This window comes from Actinomyces sp. W5033, assembly GCF_051303165.1.
Genome location: NZ_JBPPGD010000001.1, coordinates 132799 through 158086, shown reverse-complemented (window position 1 = coordinate 158086; position 25288 = coordinate 132799). Strand labels below are relative to the sequence as shown.

Below are 25288 nucleotides of genomic sequence, written 5' to 3'. Positions count from 1 at the left end.
CGGGCCAGCCCGGACTGGCACCGCTGCGCGGTGGGGCCCTCACGGACGCCCAGGGGCGCACCTGCGGGACTTTACCAGCACGGTCACAGCCGACGGACCTGAGGATGGCGATGAATGGACACTGTCCTGTCATGTCATCAGTCACACATGGCGCCGTGGCGCGGGCGCCGCGCCCGGAGGCGGGACCTCCGACCCGTACAGCCGGCCCTCAGTGGGCCGCCTCGCGCCAGGTGCGTCCCATCCCGACCGACACGTCCAACGGGACGGACAGGTGCGCCGCGCCCGCCATCATCTGCCTCACGACCTGCTCGACCGCGCCCGTCTCCCCCGGCGCCACCTCGAGCAGGAGCTCGTCGTGGATCTGCAGGAGGATCCGGGAGGCCAGCCCCAGCTCCTCAAGGCGGTCGGCGACGTCGATCATCGCCTTCTTGACGATGTCGGCGGCACTGCCCTGGATCGGGGCGTTGAGTGCCGCCCGCTCGGCCATCTCACGGCGCTGGCGGTTGTCGCTCGTCAGGTCGGGCAGGTAGCGGCGCCGGCCGAGCATGGTCTCGGTGTAGCCGGCGCGCCGGGCCTGCTCGACGACCTCCTCAAGGTAGTCGCGCACCTTGCCGAAACGATCGAAGTAGGCCTCACGCAGCCCGGTCGCCTCGGCGGTGGAGATGCCCAGCTGCTTGGCCAGGCCGAAGGTGGACAGGCCGTAGGCCAGGCCGTAGCTCATGGCCTTGACGTGGCTGCGCTGCTGGGCGGTGACCTCCGCCACGTCAATGCCGTGCACGAGGGCGGCGACGTAGCGGTGCAGGTCCTCCCCGGAACGGAAGGCCGCGACCAGGGCCTCGTCACCGGACAGGTGCGCCATGATGCGCATCTCGATCTGGGAGTAGTCCGCGGTGAGGAGGCACTCGTAGCCCTCCCCCACGGTGAAGGCCTCACGGATGCGCATGCCCTCCTCGGTGCGCGCCGGTATGTTCTGCAGGTTGGGGTCCGTTGAGGACAGGCGGCCGGTGGCGGCGACGGTCTGCTGGAAGGTTGTGTGGACCCGTCCGTCGGGAAGGACGGCCTTGCGCAGCCCCTCGACGGTCTGGCGCAGCTTGATGGCGTCACGGTGCTCGAGCAGGTGCTCGAGGAAGGGGTGGCCGGTCTTGGCGTACAGGTCCGCCAGGGCGCCGGCGTCGGTCGTGTAGCCCGTCTTGGTACGGCGTGTGCGCGGCATCGCGAGCTCGTCGAAGAGCACGGCCTGGAGCTGCTTGGGGCTGGAGAGGTTGACCTCGTGCCCGGCAGCCTCGTAGGCGGCCTGAGCCGCGTGGGTGACACGGGATCCGAGCTCCCTGTCACGCTCGGCCAGGACCGCGTCATCGACGGCGATGCCCGCGTCCTCCATCTGCGCCAGGCGGGCCGCGACGGGCATCTCCAGGTCCGTGTAGAGCCGCGTGACTCCCCTCGCCTCCATCTGCGCCTCCAGGGCGCGCTGCAGCGGCAGGAGGACCCCGGCCCTGCGGGCGCAGGCCGCCAGCTCGGTGGGGACGGCGCCGGCGGCCAGCGACTCAAGGTCGAAGGCCGCCTGGTCCTCACCTGCCCCGGGCGGTGTCTGACGGCCCATGGCGTCGAGGTCGAGGCCCAGCCAGCGCTGGGCGAGGGAGGCGACGTCGTAGGCGCGCTGCTCGGGCCGGCACAGGTAGCCGGCCAGCGAGGGGTCGGCGACGACCCCGTCGAGGCGCAGTCCGCGTGCGCGCAGGGCGTGCCACACCCCCTTGGCGTCCGCGACGACCTTGGGGTGGTCCGGATCCGCCAGCAGCTCGGCCAGCTCGGCCTCGTCCTCGGCACTGAGCTCGGCCAGGTCGAGGGCGAGGGCCCGGCGCCCGTCGGTGACCGCGAGCAGACGGGCGTCGCCCTGCCCGGGCAGGAGCGTGCCGACGACGTCGAGACCAAGCAGGACCCCTGCGTCACCCAGGTGGCGGTGGATCCAGCGGCCGACCTCGCCGGGCCGCAGGTCACGGCCCAGGACGTCGGTGGCGGGGACGGCAAGGGTGTCCTCCTCGCAGCCGCCTGGCACGGCGGCGTCATGGAAGGTGAGGACCCGCTGGGCCCGCTGGGCGAGGGTGCGGAACTCGAGGGACTCCATGACGCGGGCCAGCGCGGTGGAGTCCGCGCCGCCGACGGCCAGGTCCACGGCCGGGTCGATGCCCAGGTCGAGGTCCGTCAGCAGGCGGTTGAGCCTGCGGTTGCGCAGGACGTCGTCGAGGTGCTCGCGCAGCGACTGGCCTGCCTTGCCAGTGATCTGCTCCGCGTGGGCGATGACGCCGTCGAGGCCGTCGTAGAGGTTGACCCACTTCGCGGCGGTCTTGGGGCCCACCCCGGGCACTCCCGGCAGGTTGTCGCTCGTCTCGCCCACGAGGGCCGCCACGTGCGGGTAGCGCTGCGGGGGCACGCCGTAACGAGCCTCGACCTCCTCAGGGGTCATGCGGCGCAGGGTGGACACACCCTTGACCGGGTACAGGACGGTGCAGCGCTGGGTGACGGTCTGGAAGGAGTCGCGGTCGCCCGAGCACACAAGCACCTGCATCCCCTGCTCCTGGGCGCGGGCGGCCAGCGTGGCCAGGATGTCGTCGGCCTCGTAGCCGGGGGCGGTGACGGTGCGCACGCCCATGGCGGCCAGCACGTCCTGGATGAGCTCGACCTGGCCGACGAAGGGCTCCGGGGCGGCGTCGCGAGTGGCCTTGTAGGCGCTGTACTCCTGGGTGCGGAAGGTCCCGCCCGCCAGGTCGAAGGCGACGGCGACGTGGGTGGGCGCCTCGTTCTCCATGAGGGACAGGAACATGGAGGTGAAGCCGTGCACCGCGTTGGTCGCCTGGCCGGTGGAGGTGGTGAAGGAGTCCACCGGCAGCGCGTAGTAAGCGCGGAAGGCCATCGAGTGGCCGTCGATGAGCAGGAGCCTGCCAGCGGGCTCGGGGCTCGGGGCGTCGGCGGTCGGGGTGGTCTTGGCGGTGCTCACCGTGCCAGCCTACGGGCATGAGCGATGAGGACGCCCTGCCCGCCGCCCCCTGCCCCGCCGCCCCACCGGCAGGCGCCGGCCTCTCAGCGGACCTCCCGGCGCGAGGCACGCGCCGTCTGCCCGTCCCGCGGCCGCAGGTCTGCGCGCCCGGCGCCGTGCAGTCGGGCCTGGAGCCCTGGGAGCAGGGCACGCTCATGGCGGCCCTCGGGATGGAGGTGCTCGAGCAGGGGCGAGAGCGGGTGGTCCTGCGGATGCCGGTGCACGGGGCCACGCAGGTGGTGGGCAGTCTTCACGGCGGGGCCAGCGCGGCCCTCATCGAGACGGCCGCCTCCGTGGCGGCCTGCCAGTGCGCGCCGCAGGGCACGGTGCCCGCGGGGGCGGAGCTGCACGTCACGCACCTGCGGCCGGTGCGCGAGGGCCACGTCACGGCCGTGGCGGTGGTGGTGCACCAGGGGCGCCGCACGGCGGTGCACGAGGTGAGCGTCAGTGACGACGAGGGGCGTGCCATCGCCCGGGGGACGCTGCGCAGTATCTACACCGAGGCGGGCTGAGGGCCCGGGCGGCCCGTGCGCGGCCGCTCAGGGGCGTGAGCCCCTCAGTCCTTGCCGCCGCCGACCTGCTCGATGACGGCGTCGGCCACCTCGCGCATCGTCAGGCGCCGGTTCATGGAGGTCTTCTGCAGCCAGCGGAAGGCCTCGGGCTCGGTCTGGCCCATCTTCTCCATGAGCAGGCCCTTGGCGCGGTCCACGCGCTTGCGGGTCTCGAAACGCTCCTGGAGGTCCGCGATCTCGTTCTCCAGGGACTGCAGCTCCTCGTGGCGGCAGGCGGCGATCTCCACCGCAGGGATGAGGTCGGCGGGGGTGAAGGGCTTGACGACGTAGGCCATGGCACCCGCGGCGCTCGCGCGCTCAACGAGATCGGTCTGGGAGAAGGCGGTGAGCATGACGACGGCGACGGCGTGCTTGTCGAGGATCCGCTCCGCCGCGGTGATGCCGTCCATGACCGGCATCTTGACGTCCATGACGCACAGGTCGGGCTCGAGCTCGTCGACGAGCCGCACGGCCTCCTCGCCGTCGCTGGCCTCCCACACGACCTCGTAGCCGGCCTCGGTCAGGGTCTCGACGATGTCCAGGCGGATGAGGGTCTCGTCCTCAGCGACGACGACTCGACGTCTGGTGGTGGACTCGGGGGCGCTCACGGACTCGTTGCTCACGGGGCAACCTTAGTATGCTCAGGCGCGCTGCGTGCAGGGCGACGGCCCGTCCGCCTGTGCCGAGCGCGTGGCAGGGCCCCCGTAGCCCAACTGGCAGAGGCATCCGACTCAAAATCGGAGGGTTGTGGGTTCGAGTCCCACCGGGGGCACCGTTGCGTTGCGTCCTCCGCCCCGACAGCGGGGCGCGACGGCAAGGACCCCGTGCCGGCCCAGAAGGCCGGCACGGGGTCCTTGCCACGTGGCCGTCTCAGATCCGGTAGTCGCCGGTCTCTCCCACGGTGTGCACGCGGATGGAGTTGGTGGAGCCGGGCGTGCCCGGCGGCATGCCGGCGACGATGATGATCTGGTCGCCCGGCTGCGCGAGCGCCTTCTCCTGGAGGACCTCATCAACCTGCGCCACCATCTCGTCGGTGTGGCGGACCTCGGGGGTCTCGTAGGTGGACACGCCCCAGGACACCGACAGCTGGTTGCGGGTGGTGCGCAGCGGGGTGAAGGCCAGCAGCGGGATGGGAGAGCGCAGGCGGGACAGACGGCGCGCCGTGTCCCCGGACTGGGTGAAGGTCACGAGGTAGGTCGCGTCGAGCTGCTCGCCCATCTCCGCCGCCGCGCGGGTCAGGGCGCCGCCCCGGGTCTGCGGGTAGGAGCCGAGGCCGGCGATGCGCTCGCCGCCGTTCTCCTCGACGTTCTCGATGATGCGGGCCATGGTGCGCACGGCCTCGATGGGGTAGGCACCCACGCTCGTCTCGCCGGAGAGCATGACGGCGTCAGCGCCGTCGAGGATGGCGTTGGCGCAGTCGGAGGCCTCGGCGCGAGTGGGGCGCGGGTTCTGGATCATCGACTCCAGCACCTGGGTGGCGACGATGACCGGCTTGGCCTGACGGCGGGCGAGCTCGATGGCGCGCTTCTGGACCAGCGGCACAGCCTCGAGGGGCATCTCGACGCCCAGGTCACCACGGGCCACCATGATGCCGTCGAAGGCGGAGACGATGTCGAAGAGGTTGGTGACGGCCTGCGGCTTCTCGATCTTGGCAATGACGGGGATGCGCACCCCGACCTCGTCCATGATCTCGTGGACGTCCGCGATGTCGTTGGCGTCGCGCACGAAGGACAGGGCGATGAGGTCGGCGCCGATCTTCAGGGCCCAGCGCAGGTCCTCGCGGTCCTTGTCGCTCAGGGCCGGCACGGACACGGCGACGCCGGGCAGGTTGATGCCCTTGTTGTTGGACACGTAGCCGGGGACCTCGACGCGGGTGACGACGTCGGTGTCGGTGACGGCGGTCACGCGCACCGCGACGTTGCCGTCGTCGATGAGGAGGCGGTCTCCCGGGCGGCAGTCGCCGGGCAGGCCCTTGAAGGTGGTGGAGCAGCGCTTGACCGTGCCGAGGACGTCCTCGGTGGTGATCGTGAACTCGTCGCCCTTGTTGAGCATGACCTTCTGGTCGTTGACGAAGGTGCCCAGACGGATCTTGGGGCCCTGGAGGTCGACGAGGATGGCGATAGACCGGCCGGAGGCCTGCGCGGCGTCGCGCACACGTGCGATAAGGACCTCTTGGTCCTCCGCACGGCCGTGGGAGCGGTTGATACGGCAGACGTTCATGCCCGCGTCAACCAGCGCCTGAACCTGCTCCGGGGATTCAGTGGCCGGGCCGAGGGTGCACACGATCTTGGCTCTACGCATGCTCTCAGCCTACGGGAACGGGCGGACATAATCGACGTGCTGCGGGCAGCACCTCGACGTTGGGACCTTCGTCACGCGGACGGGGACTCCGCCTCCTGGGCGGTGCCTCCAGCCGCCTCCTGGGCGGTGCCCTGGCGGGTGATGGCGTCGCTGGGCACCCGGCGCGAGGCGATGACGTAGCCGACCAGCCCGATGAGCCCGACGACGAGCGAGGTCCACACGTTCAGGCGCAGCCCGAGCACGTGCTCGGCCTCGTCGATGCGCAGGTACTCGATCCACACCCGGCCCGAGGAGTAGACCATGAGGTACGCCCAGATAAGACGTCCCCCCACGGCGCCGTCGCGCTGGCGCAACCGCCGCTCCAGCCGCACGAGGAAGGCGGCGCCCGCGAGGTTCCACAGCGCCTCGTACAGGAAGGTCGGGTGGAACAGCGTGCCGGAGGCGAAGCCGGCAGGCAGGTGGGCGTCGTCGATCTGCAGCCCCCAGGGCAGCGTCGTCGGCGCCCCGAAGAGCTCCTGGTTGAACCAGTTGCCGAGCCGGCCGATCGCCTGGGCCACGAGGAAGGCAGGGGCCACGCAGTCCGCGAAGGGCGCCAGCCGCAGGCCACGGCGGTGCAGCAGCCAGGCCCCTACGGCGGTGCCCGCGGGGATGGCCCCCCACACGCCCAGGCCGCCGCGCCAGATCTGCGGGATGAGGGACAGGTCCCCGTTCGCGCCAAGGTAGGCGTCCGGCGAGGACAGCACGTGGTAGAGCCGGGCGCCGAGGATGCCCACCGGCACGGCCAGCAGCGCGATGTCGTAGGTCGTGTCCTCGTCCCCGCCGCGTGCCCGGTAGCGCCGGTGGGTCCACCAGGCGGCGACGAAGATGCCGGTGAGCATGCACAGGGCGTAGGCGCGCAGCGGGACAGCTCCCAGGTGCCACACGCTCCTCGAGGGGCTGGGGATGGAGGCCGTCAGGGCGACGGCGACGTCAATGGGGTGCACTCACAGGGCCTCTCGGTGAACGGCGTTGAGCAGGGAGGGGTGGGAGCCGGCGGCGACGAGCTCGGCGACGAACTGCTGGGGGTCGGCGGAGCGGATGAGCGCCTCGCCCACGAGCACGACGTCGGCCCCGGCCCGCGCGTACGTCATGACGTCGCGCGCGCCCGCCACCCCGCCGCCGGCGATACGGATGACCGAGGAGGCCAGCACCTCGGCGACCTGCTCGAAGCGTGAGCGGTGCACCTGCCGGGAGACGGGGTCGCGCGCATCGACGAAGATCGCGCGGGCCCCGGCCTCGACAGCCGTCAGGGCCTCCCGGCGCGAGTGGGCCTCGACGACGGCGAGCATGCCCAGCGAGTGGGTGCGCTCGATGAGCGACTCCAGGACGATGCCCTCCAGGCGGGCGTCCAGCATGAGCAGGTCAGCGCCGTGGGCACGCGCCTCGTGCACCTGGTAAGGGGTGACGACGACGTCGTTGACCATGACGGGCACGTCCACGGCCCGGCGCACGGCGTCGAGGTCCGCGAGGTCGCCGTGGGCGTGGGTGGGCTCGGTGACCACCGAGACGCAGGCGGCGCCCCCGGCCTCGTAGAAACGAGCGAGCACGGCGACGTCCCCGACGCCGCTGAGGTCGGCGAAGCTGGCGGTGGCACGCTTGACCTCCGCGACGACAGAGACGGCACGTCCCCGCGACCGCAGGGCGCCGGCGGCGTCAGCGCTGCTGGGGGCCTGGCGGGCGGTCTCACGCAGGGCCTCAAGGGGCACGCGCCGCTCACGCTCGGCGACGGCGGCGCGGGCCGCGGCGGCGAGGGCGGGGAAGTCGATCACGGTGCACCTCCTCGGCAAACGGCGACGTCCTGCGCCCCCATCGTCCTCGGTGGCGCCACGGCCTGGCAAATCCGCCACCGGGCGGTGCCTCAGGGCCGCGTGCCGACGGCGGCCCCGAGGTCGCCTCCGGCGAGGAAGCACGTGCGTGCCCCCGTGTGGCAGGCGGCCCCGACCTGGTCCACCTCGACGAGAAGCGCGTCGCCGTCACAGTCGATGCTGACCGCCTTGACGTACTGGTGGTGGCCGGAGGTGTCACCCTTGCGCCAGTACTCCTGGCGCGAGCGCGACCAGAAGGTCACGCGGCCCTCGGTGAGCGTGCGGCGCAGGGCCTCGTCGTCCATCCAGCCGAGCATGAGGACCTCGCGGGTGTCGTGCTGCTGGATGATGGCGGCGACAAGGCCGTGCTCGTCGCGCTTGAGGCGGGCCGGCCCCCCGGGGGCGCAGGCGGTGGGGGCGGGGTCGGTCACGGGGCGTCTCCTGGGTCGGTGTGTCGGTGGGGGCGTCAGCGCACGGGGTGCCCGGCCGCCCGCAGGGCGGCCTTGGCCTCGCCGATGGTCATGGTGCCGTAGTGGAAGACGCTGGCCGCCAGCACGGCGTCGGCACCGTGGTCCGCGGCCGCGACGAAGTCCTCGGGGCGTCCTGCTCCCCCGGAGGCGATGAGCGGCACGCTCACCCGGCGGCGGACGTCGTCAAGCATCTGCAGGTCGAAACCGCCGGTGACGCCGTCGGCGTCCATGGAGTTCAGGAGGATCTCCCCGGCGCCCAGCCCGCAGGCCCGCACGGCCCACTCGACGGCGTCGATGCCCGTCGAGCTCCGGCCACCGTGGGTGGTGACCTCGTAGCCCGAGGGGGTGCTCACGCCCTCGGGGCAGCGGCGCGCGTCCACGCTCAGGACGATGACCTGGGCGCCGAAGCGCCGCGAGACCTCGGTCAGCAGCTCGGGACGCGCGATGGCCGCCGTGTTGATCCCGACCTTGTCGGCGCCCGCGGCCAGGAGGGTGGCGACGTCCTCGACGCTGCGCACTCCCCCACCGACGGTCAGCGGGACGAAGACCTGCTCGGCGGTGGCGGAGACGACGTCGAGCATCGTCGCCCTGTTCTCGCTGGAGGCCGAGACGTCGAGGAAGGTGATCTCGTCGGCACCCTGCTCGTCGTAGCGGCGGGCGAGCTCAACGGGGTCGCCGGCGTCCCTCAGCCCCTGGAAGTTGACGCCCTTGACGACGCGGCCGTCCTTGACGTCGAGGCAGGGGATGACGCGCACGGCGACGCTCATGGGTGCTCCTGTCGTGGTACCGGCGCCCGTGCGGCGGGCGCGCCTTTGGCTCGTGGCCAGGGTAGCGCGCAGGCGACGGTAGCCTGCCGACGTGCCCGGCCTGCCCTGCCCCACGCCCCCCAGCCCCGGTGGCCCTCACCCGGGTGCTCCACCCGGCCGGCCCGCCTGGCGCGTCATTTCTCCGGCCCAGGCCCCGGCCGCCGTCGTCTCGCGGGTCCCACCGGCCGGTGCGGGCGCACTCGTCGTCATCGACGGGGCGACGGGCTCGGGCAAGACGCAGCTGGCGGGCCGTGTGCGGCGCCGCCTGGAGCGTCAGGGGCGTGGCACGCAGCTGCTGTCAACGGACCTGCTCGTTCCGGGCTGGCAGGGGCTGGCGACCGGGGTCCGACGCACCGCCGCGCTGCTGGCGGCCGTGGCGCGCGGAGGCGAGGGGTGTGCGCCCACCTGGGACTGGGACCGGATGGCCCCGGGAGAGCAGCTGCGCCTGCCGGCGCTGTCAGGCGACGTCCTCGTGGTCGAGGGCTGTGGGGCGCTCGCGGCGGCCGCGCAGGACCTGGCGCCGCTCGCGGTTGTGCGGGTGCTGGTCGAGGCGCCCGAGGAGCTGCGGCGCGCGCGCATCGCCGCGCGTGACAGCTACACGTGGGACGTCGAGGCCTGGCAGGCGCAGGACGTGCGCGAGCGCCTCGCCTGGCAGCAGGATCCGGCGTGGTGGCCAGACCTCGCCGTGCGCCACGGCCAGGACCCGGGCCAGGGACCGGACCTGCGTCCCTAGGAGGCGGTGGCCGAGGCAGTCACCCGCACGACCTCGGGGCTGGGTGTGGGGCTGGGGCTGTCGCCGACGTCGGTGAGCGCGTCCTGGGAGACGACGGCGAGGACGTCGATGACGACGGCCACCGGCTCCTCACCACGGGCCTGGTCCGCCGGCAGGGACAGCACGACGCGCGAGCCGACCGTGACGTCAACAAGCAGCGAGGAGATGCCCGTGAGGGTGTCCGTCATCCGGATCGTGCCGGGCAGCACGTGCCAGCCGTAGCTGTCCGTGCGCACGGCGGCACCGTTCCACGAGACCGTCTGGTAGCGGGCGACAACGGTGTCCGTGGAGGACACCTGGGGCCCGTCGCCCTCGATGAGCACGGCGGCCCTGGGGCGGGTGGGGGCCGTGATCCCGTCGAGGGACACCGACATCATGCCCTCCGGGCTGAGGACGGCGAGCGGGGTGCCCGCAGGAGGCTCACGGATGGTCCCGTCGGCGCTCGTGCGCAGGACGTCGATGACGGTGATCTCGGTGCTCAGGCTGCCGTCCTCCGCCTCGGCGGGGGCGCGCAGCACGAGGCGGGTGCCCTCGGTGGTGCCCTCGACCGCGGTGGCCAGCACCTGGCCGACCTGGGCGGCGTCCAGCACGCCCCGGTAGAGCCGGGTCCCGGCCGCGGTGCCGGTGGTGTTGGCGCCGTCGGAGCCGTTGAAGACCGACACGGACAGCAGGACCGCGTCGCCACTGCTGACGGTGCGGCCCTCGCCCTTGAGGAGGACGTCGGTCAGGACGCCGGAGGGCGGCGCGGCAGAGGCCAGCAGACGGAGCACGGGAGTCGAGCCGAGCCGCCCGGCGACCTCGACCACGTCGGTGACGGGGGCGTCGGAGCGGACGGTGGGCAGCGAGGACTGCGCCGCGCCGGCAGCCGCGTCGCCGGCGAGGGTGCCGCCGCGGTAGGCCAGGCCCAGGGGGATGAGAACGACGGCGAGGACCGCGAGGACAGCGAGCGCCACGGCGGCCCTGCCGCGCGGGCGCGGGCGGCCGAGGGTGGCACCGATGGCGCGCTGCGCCCCGGTGACGGCGGGGGGCTCAGCCACGACGGCGGGGGCCTGGGCCACTGAGGGAGCGGCGTCGGCCCTCACCTGCGGCTCCGGCGCGGCCTGCTGGTCCCGCTCGACCTGCTGCTCCCGCCCGAGCGCGGCCTCGCGGGCCCGCTCGAGCTCGCGCCGACGCCTGCGGGTCATGGGCGGCTCATCAGACGCCGCCGCGGCAGGCACCGGCGCATCCCCGACGGGCCTCGCAGCGTCACGGGGCACGGCCGTGCCCGGGGTCATCTCGTCGTCATTCATGAGGGCACCGAGTATGTCAGATGCCCCGGCCGCATCCCTGGCGCCGCATCCCTCAGATGCCGGCGGGCAGCTGGCTGTCGCGGTCCGCGGCCAGGTCCTCCATCGTCCCCAGCAGGGCGTCCACCCGCGCGTCGGCGGCGGTGAAGGGGTCACGCAGAGCCACCGGCGCCGTGCGACCGTCGTCCAGCCTGAGGTTGACCCAGTCCGCGGTGAGGTCGAGGCGCAGGTCCTCGGCCCGGCCGATGGCGGTGCCCCGCAGGTGGGCCCGCGTGGTGGCGGGAGGCACCCGCGTGGCGGCCTCACAGGCCGGCTCGGCCACCCAGCGCCTGAGCAGGCCGGCGGCCTCAAGACGGTGACGAAGGCCGTCGGTGGCAGACACGTCGTGGTAGGCCAGTGCCAGGCGGGCGACCCTCGGATCGTCCAGGCTTGCTCCGGCGCGCTGCGCGTAGCGAGTGAGCAGCTGGTGCTTGGCGGACCAGTCCAGCTCGGTGGCCACGTCCTGGAAGCGCCCGTGGCGCACGGCTGTCAGGCCCCGCTGCCACAGGTCCAGCACGTCGCGGTGCAGCGGTGACAGACCAGCGGCGTCCACATGCCCACTCACGCGGGCCAGGTGCTCCTCCTGCAGGTCCAGGGGGGTGATGGTGCGCCCGTCCGCGAGCTCGAGGAGCACGGTGCCGGTCAGGTCATGGCACGTGTCGCGGATGGCACGCATGGGCTGGGCGAGCTGGAGGTCCGCGAGGCTGCCCCCCTCCTCGAGGTAGGACAGCAGGAGGTCCATCTGCCCGGCCTTGAGCAGCGTGGAGCCCTGGGCGATGTTGGAGTCCCCGACGATGACGTGCATGCGCCGGTAGCGCTCGGCGTCGGCGTGAGGCTCGTCGCGCGTGTTGATCAGGGGGCGCGAGCGGGTGGTGGCAGAGGAGACGGCGTCCTCCATCTGGTCGGCGCGCTGGGAGAAGACGAAGCGCGCCCCACGGCCGTCCGGGGCGTGCATGACGTGCCCGGCCCCGACGAGCACCTGCCGGGTGACGAGGTGGGCCACGAGGGTGCGGGCGTCGTTCCAGAAGTCCCCGCGGCGGCGCACAAGGTAGTTCTCGTGGCAGCCGAAGCCGCTGCCCTGGGCGTCGAGGTTGTTCTTGAGCAGGTGGATGCGCCCGGGCACGCCCTGCTCGGCCAGGCGGTTGTTGGCCTGCTGCGCCAGGCGCGCCATGAGGATCTCACCGGCCCGGTCCTGGGCGAGAAGGTCCTCGAGGCGGTCGCACTCGGCGGTGGCGTACTCGGGGTGGGAGCCGACGTCGAGGTAGAGGCGCGCCCCCGAGCGCGTGAAGACGTTGGAGGAGCGTCCCCGGGCGACGACGGGTGCGAAGAGCTCGCGGGCGGCGTGGTCCGCGTCCAGCGGCGGCACTGCCCCTGTGGTGGAGGCGCAGGTGATGCCGTACTCCGTCTCGATGCCGATGACGCGCCGCGCCGGGGCCGTCACGTCACTCGCCGCCCTTCTGGACGAAGCCCTGGACGAAGGCTGCGGCGTTGGTCTCCAGGACAGCGTCGATCTCGTCGAGGATGTCATCGACGCCGGTGACCTGGACCTGCCCGCCGACGGCGGGGCTGGGGTCGGCCGCGTCCTCGGTGGGACCGCCGGTGGGCTGGATCTGCTCGTTGAGGCTCATAGGGTCAGTCTTCCTCCGGTGGTGGTGCGGGGCCCAATCGGGTCTGGCGAGGGTCAGTGGTCGGTGGGGCGCGCGGCCGCGCGCAGCACGGCGAGCAGCTCCCGGGCGCGGTCCTCGTCGCAGACGACCTCCGGCAGCGCCAGGCGCAGCAGACCCGGGCGGCCAGGCACGTCCAGCACGAGGCTCGTCCAGGAGGCGGCGACGACCTCGGCCGTGCCGGCCACTGCCCGGCCGCGCACGGCGGCACGTGTGCCCGAGGGCGGGGTGTCGGCGGCGTGCTCAACCTCAGCGTCGGTCACCAGGCGCCGGGTGCGGCCGGCGGCGATGAGCCTGTCCGCGACGCCCTTGCCGGCGCGCAGGTCAGCCCACTGGATGTCGAGGGCAGCCAGGCGGGCGTCGTCCCAGCCGGTGGCGGTGCGTGCGCGCAGCGCCTCGCACAGCTGCTTCTTGGCGACCCACTCGACGTCGCGGGCCACGGCGGCGGTCGCAGCCGCCTCCTGGGGGGTGCCCAGGCAGGCCGCGTAGGCCTCGAGCCCGTCGAGCACCTCCTCCCACAGGGCGAGGGCGGCGCGGGTGTCCGGCCCGGTGATGGTCCCCGCCTGCTCCTCGTCCTCGACGGCGGCGCGCACGAGACCGAGGTAGCGCCGCTGGACTGCCAGGGCGCTCAGGGGCCCGCAGGCGGTGGCGAGCTCGTGGGTCAGGCTCGTGTCGTGTGACAGCGCCCAGTGCTCCTCGACGGGGTCGCCAACGAGCCGCAGGTCGGCCAGGCCGGTGAGCGTGCTGAGGTCCTCGCCGCGGGCGTGGGCCCGCTCGAGGTACCACAGCAGCAGGCTCGTGGTGGCGACCTTGAGGTACACGGGCACGTCGAGACGGTTGGCGTCGCCGTTGATGACGTGCAGGCGGCGCCAGCGGGCGGCGTCGGCGTGCGGCTCGTCACGGGTGTTGACGATGGGCCGGTTGAAGGTCGTCTGCAGGCCGACGTCGGTCTGCACGTAGTCAGCCCTCTGGCTGATCTGGAAGCCAGCGCGCTCAGAGTGCTGGCCGATGCCCACACGCCCTGCGCCCGCGATGACGGGACGCGTGACGAGGAAGGGGGTGAGGGCGGCGGCAAGCAGGTCGAAGGGCAGGTCGCGGCGCACGAGGTAGCTCTCGTGGGAGCCGTAGGCGGCGCCCTTGCCATCGACGTTGTTCTTGTAGAGCACGACCTCCTGGGCCGGCGCGCCGTCGGCGCCCTGGCGCAGGGCGGTCATGGCGCACCGGGCGATGACCTCTCCGGCCCGGTCCCATGTGAGGGCGTCGAGGGGGGTGAGGACCTCCGGGGAGGAGTACTCGGGGTGGGCGTGGTCAACGTACAGGCGCGCGCCGTTGGCCAGGACCGCCGTCGTGGCGCGTGGCAGGGCCGCCTCGGCCTCGCTGGGGCGCGGCCGGGCGCCCCAGGGGGCTGCGGGGAGGTCCTCCAGGCTGCCGGGGCCGCTGGGCGCCGGACGGGTAGGGTCGTCGGTGAGCATCGAGGGGTGGGCGCCGGCGCGCTCGAGGCGGCCTCCGCGCAGGTCCGCCAGCGGGTCCTCTCCCTCGTAGTCCCAGCGCACGGCCGGAGCCGGCGCGCCGTCGGCGCCCACCAGGCCCGGGCGCGAGAGGGCTGCGTAGGCGGCGACGACACCGGCGGACATGGCCACGGCGTTGGCGTAGGGGTCTGCCGGATGCAGCACCCCGAACTCTGTCTCGAGGCCGCAGGCGCGGTGGACGGGCTCGCTCACCACCGGGAGCGCGCCAGAGCACGCCTCCTCCTGCGGCCGGGTCCCGGACTGCGCCGCGGTCCCCGGGCTGCTCACGCCCGCTCCTTGCGTCCAGCCGCCTGGCGCCCCAGACGCCGCACGGCACGGATGGCCTCACCACGGTGCCCGACGACGCGAGCCCACCCCTCGGGGCTCGTGGCCCCGGTGATCTCCTCGTTCTGCCGGGCCTCGGTGGCGACCGCCTCCAGCAGCGCCGCGGTGCTCAGGCCTCCGGCGCCCCCGGCCAGCTCGTCCTTGACGGCCCTGGTCTTGGCCCGGCGGACGACGGCGGCGAGCATGGCGCCGCTGGCGAGGTCAGCCAGGTACAGAGGGGCGGTGGCGCCGGAGGCGTAGGTGATCTCCAGCACCGCGTTGGCGGGCGTGCGCGCGTACAGCGCCTCAACGGCTGCCCGGCACATGTCCCGGGCGGTGGCCCCGGCGTCGCCGTCGTGGGCGGCGAGCTCGGCGGGGTCCAGCGGCAGGTCGGCGGTCAGGTGCCGGGCCATGATCTCCAGGGCGCTGTCGGCGTCGGGCCGGTCGATGCGGATCTTCACGTCCAGGCGGCCCGGGCGCAGGATGGCGGGGTCGATCATGTCCTCACGGTTCGAGGCGCCGATGATGACGACGTTGCGCAGGGACTCCACCCCGTCGATCTCGGCGAGCACCTGGGGGACGATCATCGTCTCGACGTCGGAGGACACCCCCGTGCCACGCGTGCGGAACAGGGCCTCCATCTCGTCAAAGAAGATGACGACGGGACGGTCCTCGGCGGCGACCTTGCGGGCCTGCTCGAAGATCGCGCGGATCTGCCGCTCGGTCTCTCCGACGAACTTGCTCAGCAGCTCGGGGCCCTTGATGTTGAGGAAGGCTGCCGACCGTCCCGTGGCCGAGCCGCCGGCGGTACCGGCCAGGGAGGTGGCCACAGCCTTGGCGATGAGGGTCTTGCCGCAGCCGGGAGGGCCGTACAGGAGCACGCCCTTGGGGGCGCGCAGCCCGTAGGAGCGGTAGAGCCCGGGGTGGCGGAAGGGCAGCTCGAGGGCGTCGCGGATCTCCTCGATCTGGGGGCCGAGTCCACCGATGTCCTCCCACGAGACGTCCGGCGTCTCGGCGACGACGAGCTGCTCGACGCTCGTGCGCTCAACACACCCGGTGGCGACGTCGGCCCGCAGGTCCGCCGCGAGCGTGTCCCCCGGCTGGAGGGCCGCGGGGTCGAGGTGGCCGGCGAGGGTGAGCACACGGGTGGCGCCGGAGCCGGTGGTCACGAGGGCGCGTGCGCCCGCGCGCCCGGGGGCCAGGACCTCGTCGAGGGTGACGGCCTCACCGGTGTCCGGTGCGGGCAGGGCGTCTACGACGAGCATCTGGTCGTTGACGGCGACGAGCTGGCCGACGCTGAGCCGACTGGCCTCGACGCCGGGGTGAAGACCCAGGCGCATGGTGCGCCCGCCGAGGGCGACCTCCACCTCGGCGGGACGCTCGAGGGGCACCGGGCCTGGCCCGGCGCAGGGGTGGCAGGCGTCGGCCTCCTGGCCGACCGGCACAGGCGCCGGCGTATGACGGGCCGCGCCGGCCTGCGGCAGGCCGGTGAGCAGGGCGAGGGTGACCGGCGGCAGGGTGACGGCGTCGAGCTGGGTGGCCAGGTCAGTGATCTGCTCGCGCGCCGCCCGCAGGGCCGCGACCAGCCGCTCGTTCTTGGCCGCGAGGCTCACGGACTCGGCCCGGGCCTCGCGCAGCTGGTACGAGGTGAAGGAGGGCGAGGCCGCGCCAGGGCGCTGCGGGGCGGGGGTCCGGGGCCGCTGGGGCCCGGCCGGGTGCTGCTGGGGCTCAGGCATCGCCGTCGGCCTCCTTGTCGCCGGTGCCGCTGAGGACACTTGTGGCGTCCAGGGGCTGCTTGGCAATGCAGTCTCGCAGGACGCGGCGGACCTTGCGGTCCGTGCTCGTACGCTCCTTGACGTCCTCGGGCAGCCAGTAGCCGCCCTCGTCGTAGGCGCCGCGCGCGGGCGGGCGCTTGCGGGTCAGGGGTGCGGAGCCGGCGGCCAGGCGCCGGGCGGTGAGCAGGAAGCCCGTGTGCGCGACCATCGTGTGGTCAGGGCGCACGGACAGGCCGTCCACGTTCCAGGTGCGTACCATCGACTCCCAGGAGGCGGGCTCGGTGAACAGCGCCGAGTGACGCAGCGCCTCAACGGTGCGTGAGAGCTGGGTGGTGGTGGCGACGTAGGCGAGGAAGACTCCTCCCGGCACCAGCACACGGGCGCTCTCGGCGATGTTCTCCCAGGGGGCGAGCATGTCCAGGACGACGCGGTCAACGCTGGCGTCCGCGACGCGGGCGGCGGTGACCTCGGCGAAGTCGCCGGTGCGCAGCTCCCAGGCGGGGTGGTGGCGCCCGAACCAGGAGTCAACGTTGGAGGCGGCGATCGTGGCGAAGTCCGTGCGCCGCTCGATGGACAGCAGGTGCCCGCCCTCCCCGATGGCGGACAGCAGGTTCATCGTCAGGGCACCGGAGCCGACGCCGGCCTCGAGCACGCGGGCGCCAGGGAAGATGTCGCCCAGCGCGATGACCTGGCCGGAGTCCTTGGCGTAGACGACCTGGGCGCCGCGGGGCATGGACAGGACGTAGTCGGCCAGCAGGGGGCGCAGGAGCAGGAGCTCGTGGCCGGAGGCGGTGGTCAGGACGGTGCCCTCGTCGAGGCCGACGACGTCGCGGTGGTGGAAGGAGCCCCGAGCGGACTGGAAGTAGCCGCGCGGATCGAGCTGGAAGGTGTGCTTGGAGCCCTTGACGTCGGTGACCTGGACGCGCTCGCCGTAGCGGAAGGGACCACGCCGTCCGGCCTGCCCCAGGACCTCCTGAGTGAGCATGCGTGGGGGCAGCGTGGGCATGGCCTGCTTGGGCACGCGGGGGTCCTGCTCGTCGTAGCGCGCGGGTGCCGTGGGGACGGCCACGGTGTCCTGGGCGGGGTCGTGGGCGGGGTGCGGCGCCACGTGGACGGCCTGCTGCTCTTCACTCATCGTGGGGCAGTGTAGTGAGGGGGACCTGGGTCCCGCTGTGCTGTCCACGGCGGTGCCGGCCCCGGTCCGGGCGTGCCCTGGCGCAGTGCCCGATAGGCTCTGCCAGGTCCCCCGGAGCCCAGTCCCGCAGGAGGCGCGCGTGGCACTCACACGCCCGGTCCAGCCGATGCCCGACGACGTCGCCGCCCGTCTCGAGGAGCGTGGCCTGCGTGAGGCCTATGACGCGCGTCCTGCTTACCAGCGCAATGACTACCTCGCGTGGATCGCCCGGGCGCGAAGGCCCGGGACGCGCTACAGGCGCCTGGCTCAGATGCTTGACGAGCTCGCCGAGGGCGGCGTCTACATGCGCATGGCCCACCCGGCCTCCGCGCGCTGAGGGGCCCGCTGACGCTCCCGGCCGCGCTGGCGTGCGCGACGGCGACGGTCTCAGTCCTCAGGGCACGGGTGAGGGAGCGCCGGTGCAGCGCCGGAGCGCTCACCGGGCCCCGGTGGGCACCGCCCCGAGCACCCTGGGGCCCTCGACCACGAGCAGCCAGCGTGAGACGGTGCGGGCGGCCTTGAGCGCGGCCGCGGCCCTCTGCCCCGCCACCTCGCTGGTGACGGCTCGCGCGGGCAGGGCGGTGCACACCTGGGCGGCGGTGGCTGCGTCCTCGTCGATGGCACCGAGCTCGTCGAGGCCGACGGCGTCCACCGTTCCGAGCAGGCGGGATGAGTCGGACACGAGCACGAGCCGGGCGCCGTCTGACAGCAGGCCGCGCACGTGGCTCACAGGTGCCTGGGCGCTGACGGTGGCGACAGGCTGGATCAGCCCGCGCAGGTCGAGGCGGGCCGCGGCCCGGCTGGAGCCTCCCAGGCCCAGGACCCTCCAGCACGTCGAGGCGATGGGCCACGCGACGAGCACGACGATCATGAGGTGGAAGACCTCGGGCTGGCTGTGCAGCAGGACGAGGGGGCGCACCACCCAGTGCCAGGCAATGAGGACGACGACGCCGAGCCCTCCCCAGGCGGCGACCTGGAGCCCCAGGCGGCGGCGCCCGCTCAGCTGCTCCACGAGCGCCGCCAGCGCGTACCCGCCGTCGAGAGGCAGTCCCGGCAGGGCGTTGAAGACGGCCAGGGCCAGGTTGATCCAGGTCAGGGCCCACAGGGTGAAGGAGATCCCCAGGGGCAGGTCGAGGCTGCGGTAGGCCCAGCCGAGCAGCGCCCACAGCGCGAGGTTGGTGGCCGGTCCCGCCAGGCAGGTCAGCGTGTCCTTCCAGGGGCGCCAGTCGGTGGCCGGGCCGAAGGTCGTGCGCCCGCCCCACAGGTGCAGCTGGTAGAGGACGGGTCTGCGGCCCAGGAGGGTGCCGGTCAGCCCGTGGGCGAGCTCGTGGAGCAGGATGCTCGCAGCGACGCCGGCGACGGTCAGCACCAGGACGCCGGTGACCGTGCCCCAGCCGAGCACGCCGAGGCTGTCGCGCACCAGCGGCAGCCAGGTGCCGGCCAGGACAAGGCCCAGCAGCAGGGAGGTGGGGGCGACGACGACGGGGGCACCGCCGATCGTGCCAAGCACCCATCCCTGGGCGCCGGCTCGTGAGGGTCGCTGCGTCGGTGTCATGGCGTGGAGCCTAGCGGGGCCAGGGCTCCGGCCCTCTGCGCCCGCCCGCTTCCTCGCTGCGGGGCCGGGACCAGGTGGCGAGCAGGGCTCCACAGCACCGCACCGTGAGGCCACGCACGCCCGGGCTGGGCAGCCGCGCCGCCCCGCCGGGATAGGTTCGCCTGGTGAGCACGACGCGTGAGACGACGAGTGACAGGCCACGGCCCACCGGCCCCGGCGGCCACGGCCCCCGGTCCTCAGGCGCGCGGCGCACGGCCCTGTCGCCCTCGCGGGCGAAGGACTTCCTGCAGTGCCCGCTCATGTTCCGCCTGCGCACGGTGGACCGCCTGCCCGAGCCCGGTTCCCTGGCCACCCACAAGGGCACGCTCGTGCACGCCGTCCTGGAGCGCCTCTACGACCTGCCCGCCCGTGAGCGCGTCCCGCAGGCGGCCACGGACATGCTTCCCTCCCAGTGGCGCTTCCACCAGGAGCGCAACCCGCAGGTCATGGACCTCTTCGCCTCCTCCGAGCAGGTCGACTCGTGGCTGGAGGAGGCGCGCGAGCTCCTGCGCTCCTACTTCACGATGGAGAACCCGATGCGCCTGGAGCCCGCCGAGCGCGAGCTCTTCGTCGAGGTGGAGACCCAGGGGGGCCTGCTGCTGCGCGGCTTCGTCGACCGTCTGGACATCGCCCCTGACGGGGCCATGCGCGTGGTCGACTACAAGACGGGCCGCTCCCCCGCACCACGCTTCCAGGAGGAGGCGCTGTTCCAGATGCGCTTCTACGCCCTCGTGCTGCTCCGGCTGCGCGGCCAGGCGCCCCGGCGCCTCCAGCTGCTGTACCTGCGCGACGGGCGGACCCTCACCCACGACCCCCGTGCCAGCGCGCTGGAGTCGGTGCAGGTACGCCTGGAGCACATCTGGGACGAGGTGGAGGACTGCGCCCGCCGGGGCGAATTCGCCCCGCAGCGCTCGCGCCTGTGCGACTGGTGCGCCTTCCAGCCCTCGTGCCCGCTCTTCGGGGGCACGCCACCGCCGCTGCCCGAGGAGGGGGTGGCACGGCTGCTCACGGCACGCCGCCCAGCCGCCTGATCTGCCGGGGTGCGCCACCGCTCGCCTACGGTGGGCCCATGGAGCATCGCAGACTGGGCCGTACCGGCCTGAGGGTCTCGTCGGTCGGCCTGGGAACGATGACCTGGGGCCGGGACACCGATGAGATCGAGGCCCGTGACCAGCTCGACGTGTTCCTCGACGCCGGCGGCACGCTCCTGGACACCGCTGCCTCCTACTGCGAGGGCCTGAGTGAGGAGGTCATCGGCTCGCTGCTGCGCGAGCACGTCGAGCGCCAGGAGGTCGTGCTCGTCTCGAAGGCGGGCGTGCGCACGTGGCGCACCGGGGAGCGGCCTGCGGCCGCGGACGCCTCGCGCGGCACCCTGCTGGACACGCTCGACGCCTCCCTGCGCCGGCTGGGCACGGACCACCTCGACCTGTGGCTCGTCCAGGTCGCCGACCCCACCACCCCGATGGAGGAGACGGCGCACGCGCTGCGTCAGGCCGTGGACTCGGGCCGCACCCGCTACGTGGGCCTGTCCAACCACCCCGCCTGGGCCAGCGTGCACGCGGCCGACCTGCTGCGTGAGCACGCGGGTCCCGGCATGGCCGCGGTGGAGGTCGAGCACTCCCTGCTGGCACGCGGTGCCGAGCGCGAGCTGCTGCCCGCTGCCCAGGCCCTGGGCTTCGGCGTCATCGGCTACGCCCCGCTGGGGCGCGGGGTCCTGTCCGGCAAGTACCGGGCGACGGTGCCGGCGGACTCGCGCGGGGCCTCACCGCACCTGCGCTCCTACGTGGCCCCGTACCTCCATCCCGGTCACGAGGGCGTCGTTGAGGCCGTGGCGACGGCGGCCGCGGGACTTGACCGCAAGCCCGTGGAGGTGGCGCTCGCCTGGGCACGTGAGGCCCCGGGCCTGGCCTCGACCGTCGTCGGCGCCCGCACGCCCGCACAGCTCCAAGGGGTCCTGGCAGCCGACGACCTCGTCCTTCCCACGCAGATCCGGCGCGCGCTCGACGACGTCACCGCCCTGCCGGCCTGACCCCGCCAGACCGCGCCCTGCGGCGGGGCTGCCCACCGCGGTGACGGCTGGGGGGCCCGCACCGGTGGTGCGGGCCCCCCAGGTCAGGACAGGAGCGTGGACTCAGTCCTCGTCGTCGTCCTCGTAGTCCTCGTCGTCATAGTCGGCGTCGTCGTAGTCATCGTCCTCGTCGTCGGAGTCAACGATGTCGAAGGGCAGCTCGATGCCGTGGGCGGTGAAGAGAGCGTCGTCGTAGGTGAAGAAGGCGTCCTGGAGGGCGCTCTCCGCGGCGACGACCGCGGGTGAGAGCTCATCGCCCGCGGCTGCGGCGTCCAGGTGCGCCTCGAAGGCGGCGATGAGTCGGTTGAGCGCGGACCGCGGGTCATTCGTCATGCCGTCACAATACCGGCACGAGCGCCGCGCGCGTCCACAACGGGGCTGGGCGCCCGCGCGGTGCCCGGCGCGCCCAGCGGGCTCACTCCTCGATCCCGAGCTCCTTGGCGATGTAGCCCAGGAACAGGTCCTCCCCCTTGACCCGGGTGGTCTCCTCGGGGCCGACGACCACGCGCACGCCGTCGCGCAGGATCTGGGAGGCGCCGCCGTCAGGGCCCAGTGGCAGCACGACGAGCTCGGGGCGGGGCTGGTAGGTGGCCGTGGCCTTGCCGCCGGCGATGAGGGAGCGGATGTTGGCGGCCACCACCTGGGCGTGGGCGCGGGCGGAGTCGGCCCGCTTGGACTCGCGCACGTCGGTGATGTCACCGACGGCCCACACGCCCGGGTGGTCCACGACCCGCAGGTGGTCGTCCACGCGGATCGTGCCGTTGTAGTGGCGGATGTCGTCGTAGTCGTCCCCGAGGAAGCCCGTGGCGGCGGACGAGCCCCAGGCGCGGAACCACATGTCCGCCTCGAGACGACGCCCCCCGGTGGTGGGCACGCGGAAGGGCGAGAGCACGCCGGGGTCCACCGGTGGAAGGGCGGCGAGCGTCTGGCCGGTGATGACCTCCACGCCGCGCTGCTCGAGCTGGAAGCGGATGGCCTGGCGCAGCTCGGGCTTGTAGTCCTTGGTGGCGAGGATGTCCTCGGCGGCCTCGAGCAGGATGACCTCGACCTCGGGGAAGGCCGAGGTGATCTCGCCGACGAGCTCGATGCCGACGTCGCCGCCGCCGACGACGAGGACGCGGCCGGCCTGCTCGAGGTTGGTGTGCATGCGCTCGATGCGGGCCTTGGCGACGACGCTGGAGGACTCCAGGTGCTTGGCCGGGAAGGGGTAGACGGTGCCAGTGGCCAGGACGAGGTGGTCGGCCTCGATGGGGCCGACGCCGCCGGAGACCTCGACGGTGGTGCCCTTGACGGCCAGGGCGGTGCCGTGGACGACGCGGCCGCGGGTGAGCAGCCGGTCGTAGGGCATGAAGATCTTCTCGGCCCACTCGCGGTCCACGGCTGCGCGCAGGGCGGCGGCGTGGTTGACGAAGGTGTCCTTCTGCTCGACGAGGGTGACCTCGGCGACGTCGTCGAGGGCCTTCGCGACGGTGATGCCGCCGTATCCGCCTCCGACGATGGTGACGCGAACCATGGTGTTCCTTCCAGTCCTGGGCTGAGATCGTGGTCCTGGTGGCGCGCACGCGGCACGTGCGGGCGGGGCCGGTCCGGGCCACAGTGTAGCCGGGACCTTATTCCTAGACAGTGTCCCGGGGTGGCGGCGCGCGGGCTCTAGGAGGCTCAGTCCCCCAGGCCGAGCACCCCGGCGACGTCGGGCCGGAAGAAGCGAGGGCCCTTGAGCACCTTGCCGTCCTCGCGGTAGATCGGCCTGCCGTCCTCACCGAGCTTGGACATGTTCGAGCGCTGGACCTCGGTGAGCACGGCCGCCAGGTCGATGCCGGTCTCCAGGGCCATGCCGTAGATGACGTAGACGAGGTCCGCCAGGGCGTCGGCCGCCTCAACGGTGTCGCGGGTGCCGTCGTCGGCGGCCACGGCCCGCTCGTAGGCCCGCTCGACCTCGTTGCGGGCGGCCTCACCGTAGACCGCGCCGGTGAGCTCGGCGAACTCCTCGGCGATGAGACTCATGCGCATGCCCAGGCTCGCCCGCTCCAGGCTCGGCCCGTCCGTGCGGATCGGCAGCCCGTAGACCCGGTGGAAGCGGCGCACGAGCGCCTCGGGGTCGTCGCCCTCGCGCCGCCCCACGCCGTCCTGGGCGACGAGAGGTGTGGCATCGCCCTTGGTGTTGGCCGAGCCGTGCCCCCGGCCGGTGGGCTCGGCCGACGCCGGCTCCGGGCCGTCCCAGGGGGCCTGGGGCTCGCGCGGGTCGGTGGGCAGCAGGGTGGCGCGCAGGGCGTCCACGAGCTCGCCGCCCCGTGCCAGGGCGGCGCGCGTGCGCCCGTCGGAGACGAAGCCGAGGCGCCAGGCCACCCGCCAGGAGGCCCAGTTGGGCATGCCGTCGTGGATGAGGCAGGCCCAGCCCAGGGCCTTGACCGGGAAGGGGCCGATGGGGTCGAGGACGACGTCAGTCAGGGCCCGCAGCGCACGCAGGATCGTGCCACGTCCGCGCGCCTGGGCGTCGAGCCAGTAGCCGACCTCGCCACGGCCGCTGGAGTCGCGCCTGACGTCCACCATGCCCACGAGCACGCTCTCCTCGCCGTGCAGCTCGCGCACGGCGAGGGTGGCGTCGGTACCCGTGTCCCAGCCCGGCTCGACCACCTGCTCGATGAAGGCGACGGCGTCCTCGCGCCGGTAGGGCGAGGGGACAGTGGTCCAGGCCGCGATGGCGGGGTCCTGGCAGATCTCGGTGACGCGGTCCACGTCGGCGGCGGTGGGGGTGCTCAGCAGGAGCGCGGGCAGGGCGTTGCCGTCGTGCGTGGCGGCCGGGACACGGATCTCGAAGGGCTGCATGAGCCGAGGGTAGCGCCGCGCACGACGAAGGCCCCGACCTGCTGGTCGGGGCCTTCTCACCGGGTGTCCGAGGGGGGACTTGAACCCCCACGCCCGTTTAATAAGGCACTAGCACCTCAAGCTAGCGCGTCTACCTATTCCGCCACTCGGACATTGTCACTGCCACCTTTCGGGGGACTCGGCCCCGCTGGCGACGGAGAGAAACTTAGCACGGTCCCCGGCGAGGCGGGCAAATCGGTTCGCGGTGCGGTGCGTCACAAGGACCTCGGCCGCAGGGCACCGCGCCAGGGCGCCTCAGACCAGCGGCTCGACGATCACGCGCGTGCCCACCGACAAGGTCTGGCCGGGGGCGAGCACGACCTCGTTGTCCCTGACGACCGCGTTCTCCACGCACACGAAGGTGGGCCACTCGTCGTCGGCGAGGTCCGCCATGGCCCTGGCGTCCTCGCTCCCGGGGTTCCAGACGACGGCGTTGGGCGTGCCCTGGCCGGTGACACGCACCCGGCGGCCCTTGGCCGGGTCATTGACCGTGATCGTGTGGTCCGTGGCGGGCACGTCGTAGACGCGGTCCGTCAGCCCCCGCAGGACCACCGCACCGGGCAGGCGCTGGCCCGCCCCCTCGGCACGCGTCCAGAAGGCGCGCTCCTCGAGCCCGTCGATGGTGACAGCGGTGACGTCACCGACGCTGAGATAGGTGTGCAGCGCCATCTCGACGGTTCTCGGCACGCCGTCCAGGTTGCGCACCGACAGCGACAGGGCCAGCTCCTCACCCACACCGACCTCGTAGAGCCAGCTGAGGCCGTCCGCCTCCAGGCCGAGCAGGGCGTTGACGCCGCCGTCACACCGGGAGGTGACGCTGCGCAGCCGCCACCGGGCCACACGGACCGTCCCGTGCTTGGGCTGCTTGTCCTCGTGGGGGCCGGTGGCGAACCAGGGGGCGCACAGGGGCACCCCGCCACGGATCGGGTGGAACCCGTCGAAGACGGCATCACGGGACAGGAAGAGGACCTCGCCGCCCCGGCGCGGGCGCCAGGAGGCCAGGTGGGCGCCGTGGAGGTAGATCTCGGCGTATCCGGCGGGGGCGTCGATGAGGAGGCGGGGCTGGCCCCCGCGTCCGGCGGTGAGGGCGGCGGTGCGGGGAAGGGACACGGTCGTGTGCGCCACGGTGCTTCCTTGTCGTCGGGTGCTGGGCCTCGCTCCCGGCCTCAGGTGGCCAGGGGCCCGGTGCCACCCTAGTAGTCTGTGACCCGTATCC

23 protein-coding genes and 2 tRNA genes are annotated in these 25288 nt (G+C 73.3%); 6 read left to right on the top strand and 19 right to left on the bottom strand.

Translation table 11 applies throughout. From position 1 onward, the window contains the following. Positions 1 to 208 precede the first annotated feature (208 nt). Positions 209 to 2908, bottom strand: coding sequence for a DNA polymerase I (gene polA / locus ACSJJR_RS00690; RefSeq protein WP_435941754.1), 2700 nt, complete (start codon positions 2906 to 2908; stop codon positions 209 to 211). Positions 2909 to 3009: 101 nt separating this feature from the next. On the opposite strand from polA, the gene ACSJJR_RS00685 reads away from it, so the two are divergent. Next, positions 3010 to 3543: a hotdog fold thioesterase gene (locus tag ACSJJR_RS00685; protein WP_435941594.1), complete on the top strand. Its 534-nt coding sequence runs from the start codon at positions 3010 to 3012 to the stop codon at positions 3541 to 3543. Between the two features lie 44 nt (positions 3544 to 3587). On the opposite strand, the gene ACSJJR_RS00680 is transcribed toward ACSJJR_RS00685, so the two are convergent. Beyond that, complete coding sequence (locus tag ACSJJR_RS00680; RefSeq protein ID WP_435941753.1) at positions 3588 to 4190, bottom strand: ANTAR domain-containing response regulator; 603 nt, start codon at positions 4188 to 4190, stop codon at positions 3588 to 3590. Between the two features lie 90 nt (positions 4191 to 4280). Here ACSJJR_RS00680 and ACSJJR_RS00675 point away from each other — a divergent pair. Next, a tRNA-Leu gene (locus ACSJJR_RS00675) sits at positions 4281 to 4354 on the top strand. Between the two features lie 98 nt (positions 4355 to 4452). On the opposite strand, the gene pyk is transcribed toward ACSJJR_RS00675, so the two are convergent. The 5 genes from pyk to hisF all read right to left on the bottom strand — a co-directional run bounded on the left by pyk (position 4453) and on the right by hisF (position 8964). Next, positions 4453 to 5883: a pyruvate kinase gene (gene pyk, locus ACSJJR_RS00670; RefSeq protein WP_435941593.1), complete on the bottom strand. Its 1431-nt coding sequence runs from the start codon at positions 5881 to 5883 to the stop codon at positions 4453 to 4455. A 71-nt stretch (positions 5884 to 5954) separates the two neighbouring features. Then, positions 5955 to 6866 carry a prolipoprotein diacylglyceryl transferase gene (gene lgt, locus ACSJJR_RS00665; RefSeq protein WP_435941592.1) on the bottom strand — a complete coding sequence of 304 codons (912 nt, stop codon included), beginning with the start codon at positions 6864 to 6866 and terminating at the stop codon, positions 5955 to 5957. Beyond that, positions 6867 to 7691, bottom strand: a complete 825-nt coding sequence (locus tag ACSJJR_RS00660) for an indole-3-glycerol phosphate synthase TrpC (RefSeq protein ID WP_435941591.1) — start codon at positions 7689 to 7691, stop codon at positions 6867 to 6869. It lies immediately after the preceding gene. An 89-nt stretch (positions 7692 to 7780) separates the two neighbouring features. Further along, a complete protein-coding gene (hisI, locus tag ACSJJR_RS00655; RefSeq protein ID WP_435941590.1) occupies positions 7781 to 8158 on the bottom strand; it encodes a phosphoribosyl-AMP cyclohydrolase in 378 nt (125 codons plus the stop codon). 35 nt (positions 8159 to 8193) lie between these two features. After that, positions 8194 to 8964, bottom strand: coding sequence for an imidazole glycerol phosphate synthase subunit HisF (hisF, locus tag ACSJJR_RS00650; RefSeq protein WP_435941589.1), 771 nt, complete (start codon positions 8962 to 8964; stop codon positions 8194 to 8196). A 91-nt stretch (positions 8965 to 9055) separates the two neighbouring features. Here hisF and ACSJJR_RS00645 point away from each other — a divergent pair, with 91 nt between their 5' ends. Next, positions 9056 to 9736: a hypothetical protein gene (locus ACSJJR_RS00645; RefSeq protein ID WP_435941588.1), complete on the top strand. Its 681-nt coding sequence runs from the start codon at positions 9056 to 9058 to the stop codon at positions 9734 to 9736. On the opposite strand, the gene ACSJJR_RS00640 is transcribed toward ACSJJR_RS00645, so the two are convergent. The 6 genes from ACSJJR_RS00640 to ACSJJR_RS00615 form a co-directional block, all read right to left on the bottom strand. Beyond that, positions 9733 to 10959, bottom strand: a complete 1227-nt coding sequence (locus tag ACSJJR_RS00640) for a hypothetical protein (protein ID WP_435941587.1) — start codon at positions 10957 to 10959, stop codon at positions 9733 to 9735. The two genes, ACSJJR_RS00645 and ACSJJR_RS00640, sit on opposite strands and share 4 nt — an antisense overlap. Before the next feature lie 157 nt (positions 10960 to 11116). Continuing rightward, positions 11117 to 12541, bottom strand: coding sequence for a Pup--protein ligase (gene pafA / locus ACSJJR_RS00635; protein ID WP_435941586.1), 1425 nt, complete (start codon positions 12539 to 12541; stop codon positions 11117 to 11119). A gap of 1 nt (position 12542) precedes the next feature. Further along, positions 12543 to 12728 (bottom strand): ubiquitin-like protein Pup, encoded by a 186-nt coding sequence (locus ACSJJR_RS00630; RefSeq protein WP_435941585.1) that lies wholly within the window; start codon positions 12726 to 12728, stop codon positions 12543 to 12545. A 53-nt stretch (positions 12729 to 12781) separates the two neighbouring features. Then, the gene (locus tag ACSJJR_RS00625; protein WP_435941752.1) at positions 12782 to 14488 is read right to left on the bottom strand and encodes a proteasome accessory factor PafA2 family protein; all 1707 of its coding nucleotides are present in this window, start codon (positions 14486 to 14488) and stop codon (positions 12782 to 12784) included. Positions 14489 to 14556: 68 nt separating this feature from the next. Then, entirely contained in the window at positions 14557 to 16332 is a 1776-nt protein-coding gene (gene arc, locus ACSJJR_RS00620; protein ID WP_435941584.1) for a proteasome ATPase, read from the bottom strand. Further along, positions 16325 to 17377, bottom strand: a complete 1053-nt coding sequence (locus ACSJJR_RS00615; RefSeq protein ID WP_435941751.1) for a tRNA (adenine-N1)-methyltransferase — start codon at positions 17375 to 17377, stop codon at positions 16325 to 16327. The genes arc and ACSJJR_RS00615 overlap by 8 nt, the downstream gene beginning before the upstream one ends. A gap of 268 nt (positions 17378 to 17645) precedes the next feature. Here ACSJJR_RS00615 and ACSJJR_RS00610 point away from each other — a divergent pair, with 268 nt between their 5' ends. Then, entirely contained in the window at positions 17646 to 17882 is a 237-nt protein-coding gene (locus tag ACSJJR_RS00610; RefSeq protein ID WP_435941583.1) for a YdeI/OmpD-associated family protein, read from the top strand. A 99-nt stretch (positions 17883 to 17981) separates the two neighbouring features. Here ACSJJR_RS00610 and ACSJJR_RS00605 read toward each other — a convergent pair whose 3' ends face one another. Next, positions 17982 to 19100: a site-2 protease family protein gene (locus ACSJJR_RS00605; protein WP_435941582.1), complete on the bottom strand. Its 1119-nt coding sequence runs from the start codon at positions 19098 to 19100 to the stop codon at positions 17982 to 17984. Positions 19101 to 19264: 164 nt separating this feature from the next. Here ACSJJR_RS00605 and ACSJJR_RS00600 point away from each other — a divergent pair, with 164 nt between their 5' ends. Together ACSJJR_RS00600 and ACSJJR_RS00595 are read left to right on the top strand one after the other, a co-directional pair. Next, positions 19265 to 20170: a RecB family exonuclease gene (locus ACSJJR_RS00600; RefSeq protein WP_435941581.1), complete on the top strand. Its 906-nt coding sequence runs from the start codon at positions 19265 to 19267 to the stop codon at positions 20168 to 20170. 38 nt (positions 20171 to 20208) lie between these two features. Further along, positions 20209 to 21168: an aldo/keto reductase gene (locus ACSJJR_RS00595; RefSeq protein WP_435941580.1), complete on the top strand. Its 960-nt coding sequence runs from the start codon at positions 20209 to 20211 to the stop codon at positions 21166 to 21168. Positions 21169 to 21270: 102 nt separating this feature from the next. Here ACSJJR_RS00595 and ACSJJR_RS00590 read toward each other — a convergent pair whose 3' ends face one another. The 5 genes from ACSJJR_RS00590 to ACSJJR_RS00570 all read right to left on the bottom strand — a co-directional run bounded on the left by ACSJJR_RS00590 (position 21271) and on the right by ACSJJR_RS00570 (position 25197). Further along, complete coding sequence (locus tag ACSJJR_RS00590; protein ID WP_435941579.1) at positions 21271 to 21540, bottom strand: DNA primase; 270 nt, start codon at positions 21538 to 21540, stop codon at positions 21271 to 21273. Between the two features lie 82 nt (positions 21541 to 21622). After that, positions 21623 to 22720, bottom strand: coding sequence for an NAD(P)/FAD-dependent oxidoreductase (locus ACSJJR_RS00585; protein WP_435941578.1), 1098 nt, complete (start codon positions 22718 to 22720; stop codon positions 21623 to 21625). A gap of 146 nt (positions 22721 to 22866) precedes the next feature. After that, the gene (locus ACSJJR_RS00580; RefSeq protein ID WP_435941577.1) at positions 22867 to 24033 is read right to left on the bottom strand and encodes a GNAT family N-acetyltransferase; all 1167 of its coding nucleotides are present in this window, start codon (positions 24031 to 24033) and stop codon (positions 22867 to 22869) included. Positions 24034 to 24097: 64 nt separating this feature from the next. Continuing rightward, positions 24098 to 24185 (bottom strand) — tRNA-Leu (locus tag ACSJJR_RS00575). 142 nt (positions 24186 to 24327) lie between these two features. After that, positions 24328 to 25197, bottom strand: coding sequence for a D-hexose-6-phosphate mutarotase (locus tag ACSJJR_RS00570; protein ID WP_435941576.1), 870 nt, complete (start codon positions 25195 to 25197; stop codon positions 24328 to 24330). Positions 25198 to 25288: the final 91 nt, after the last annotated feature.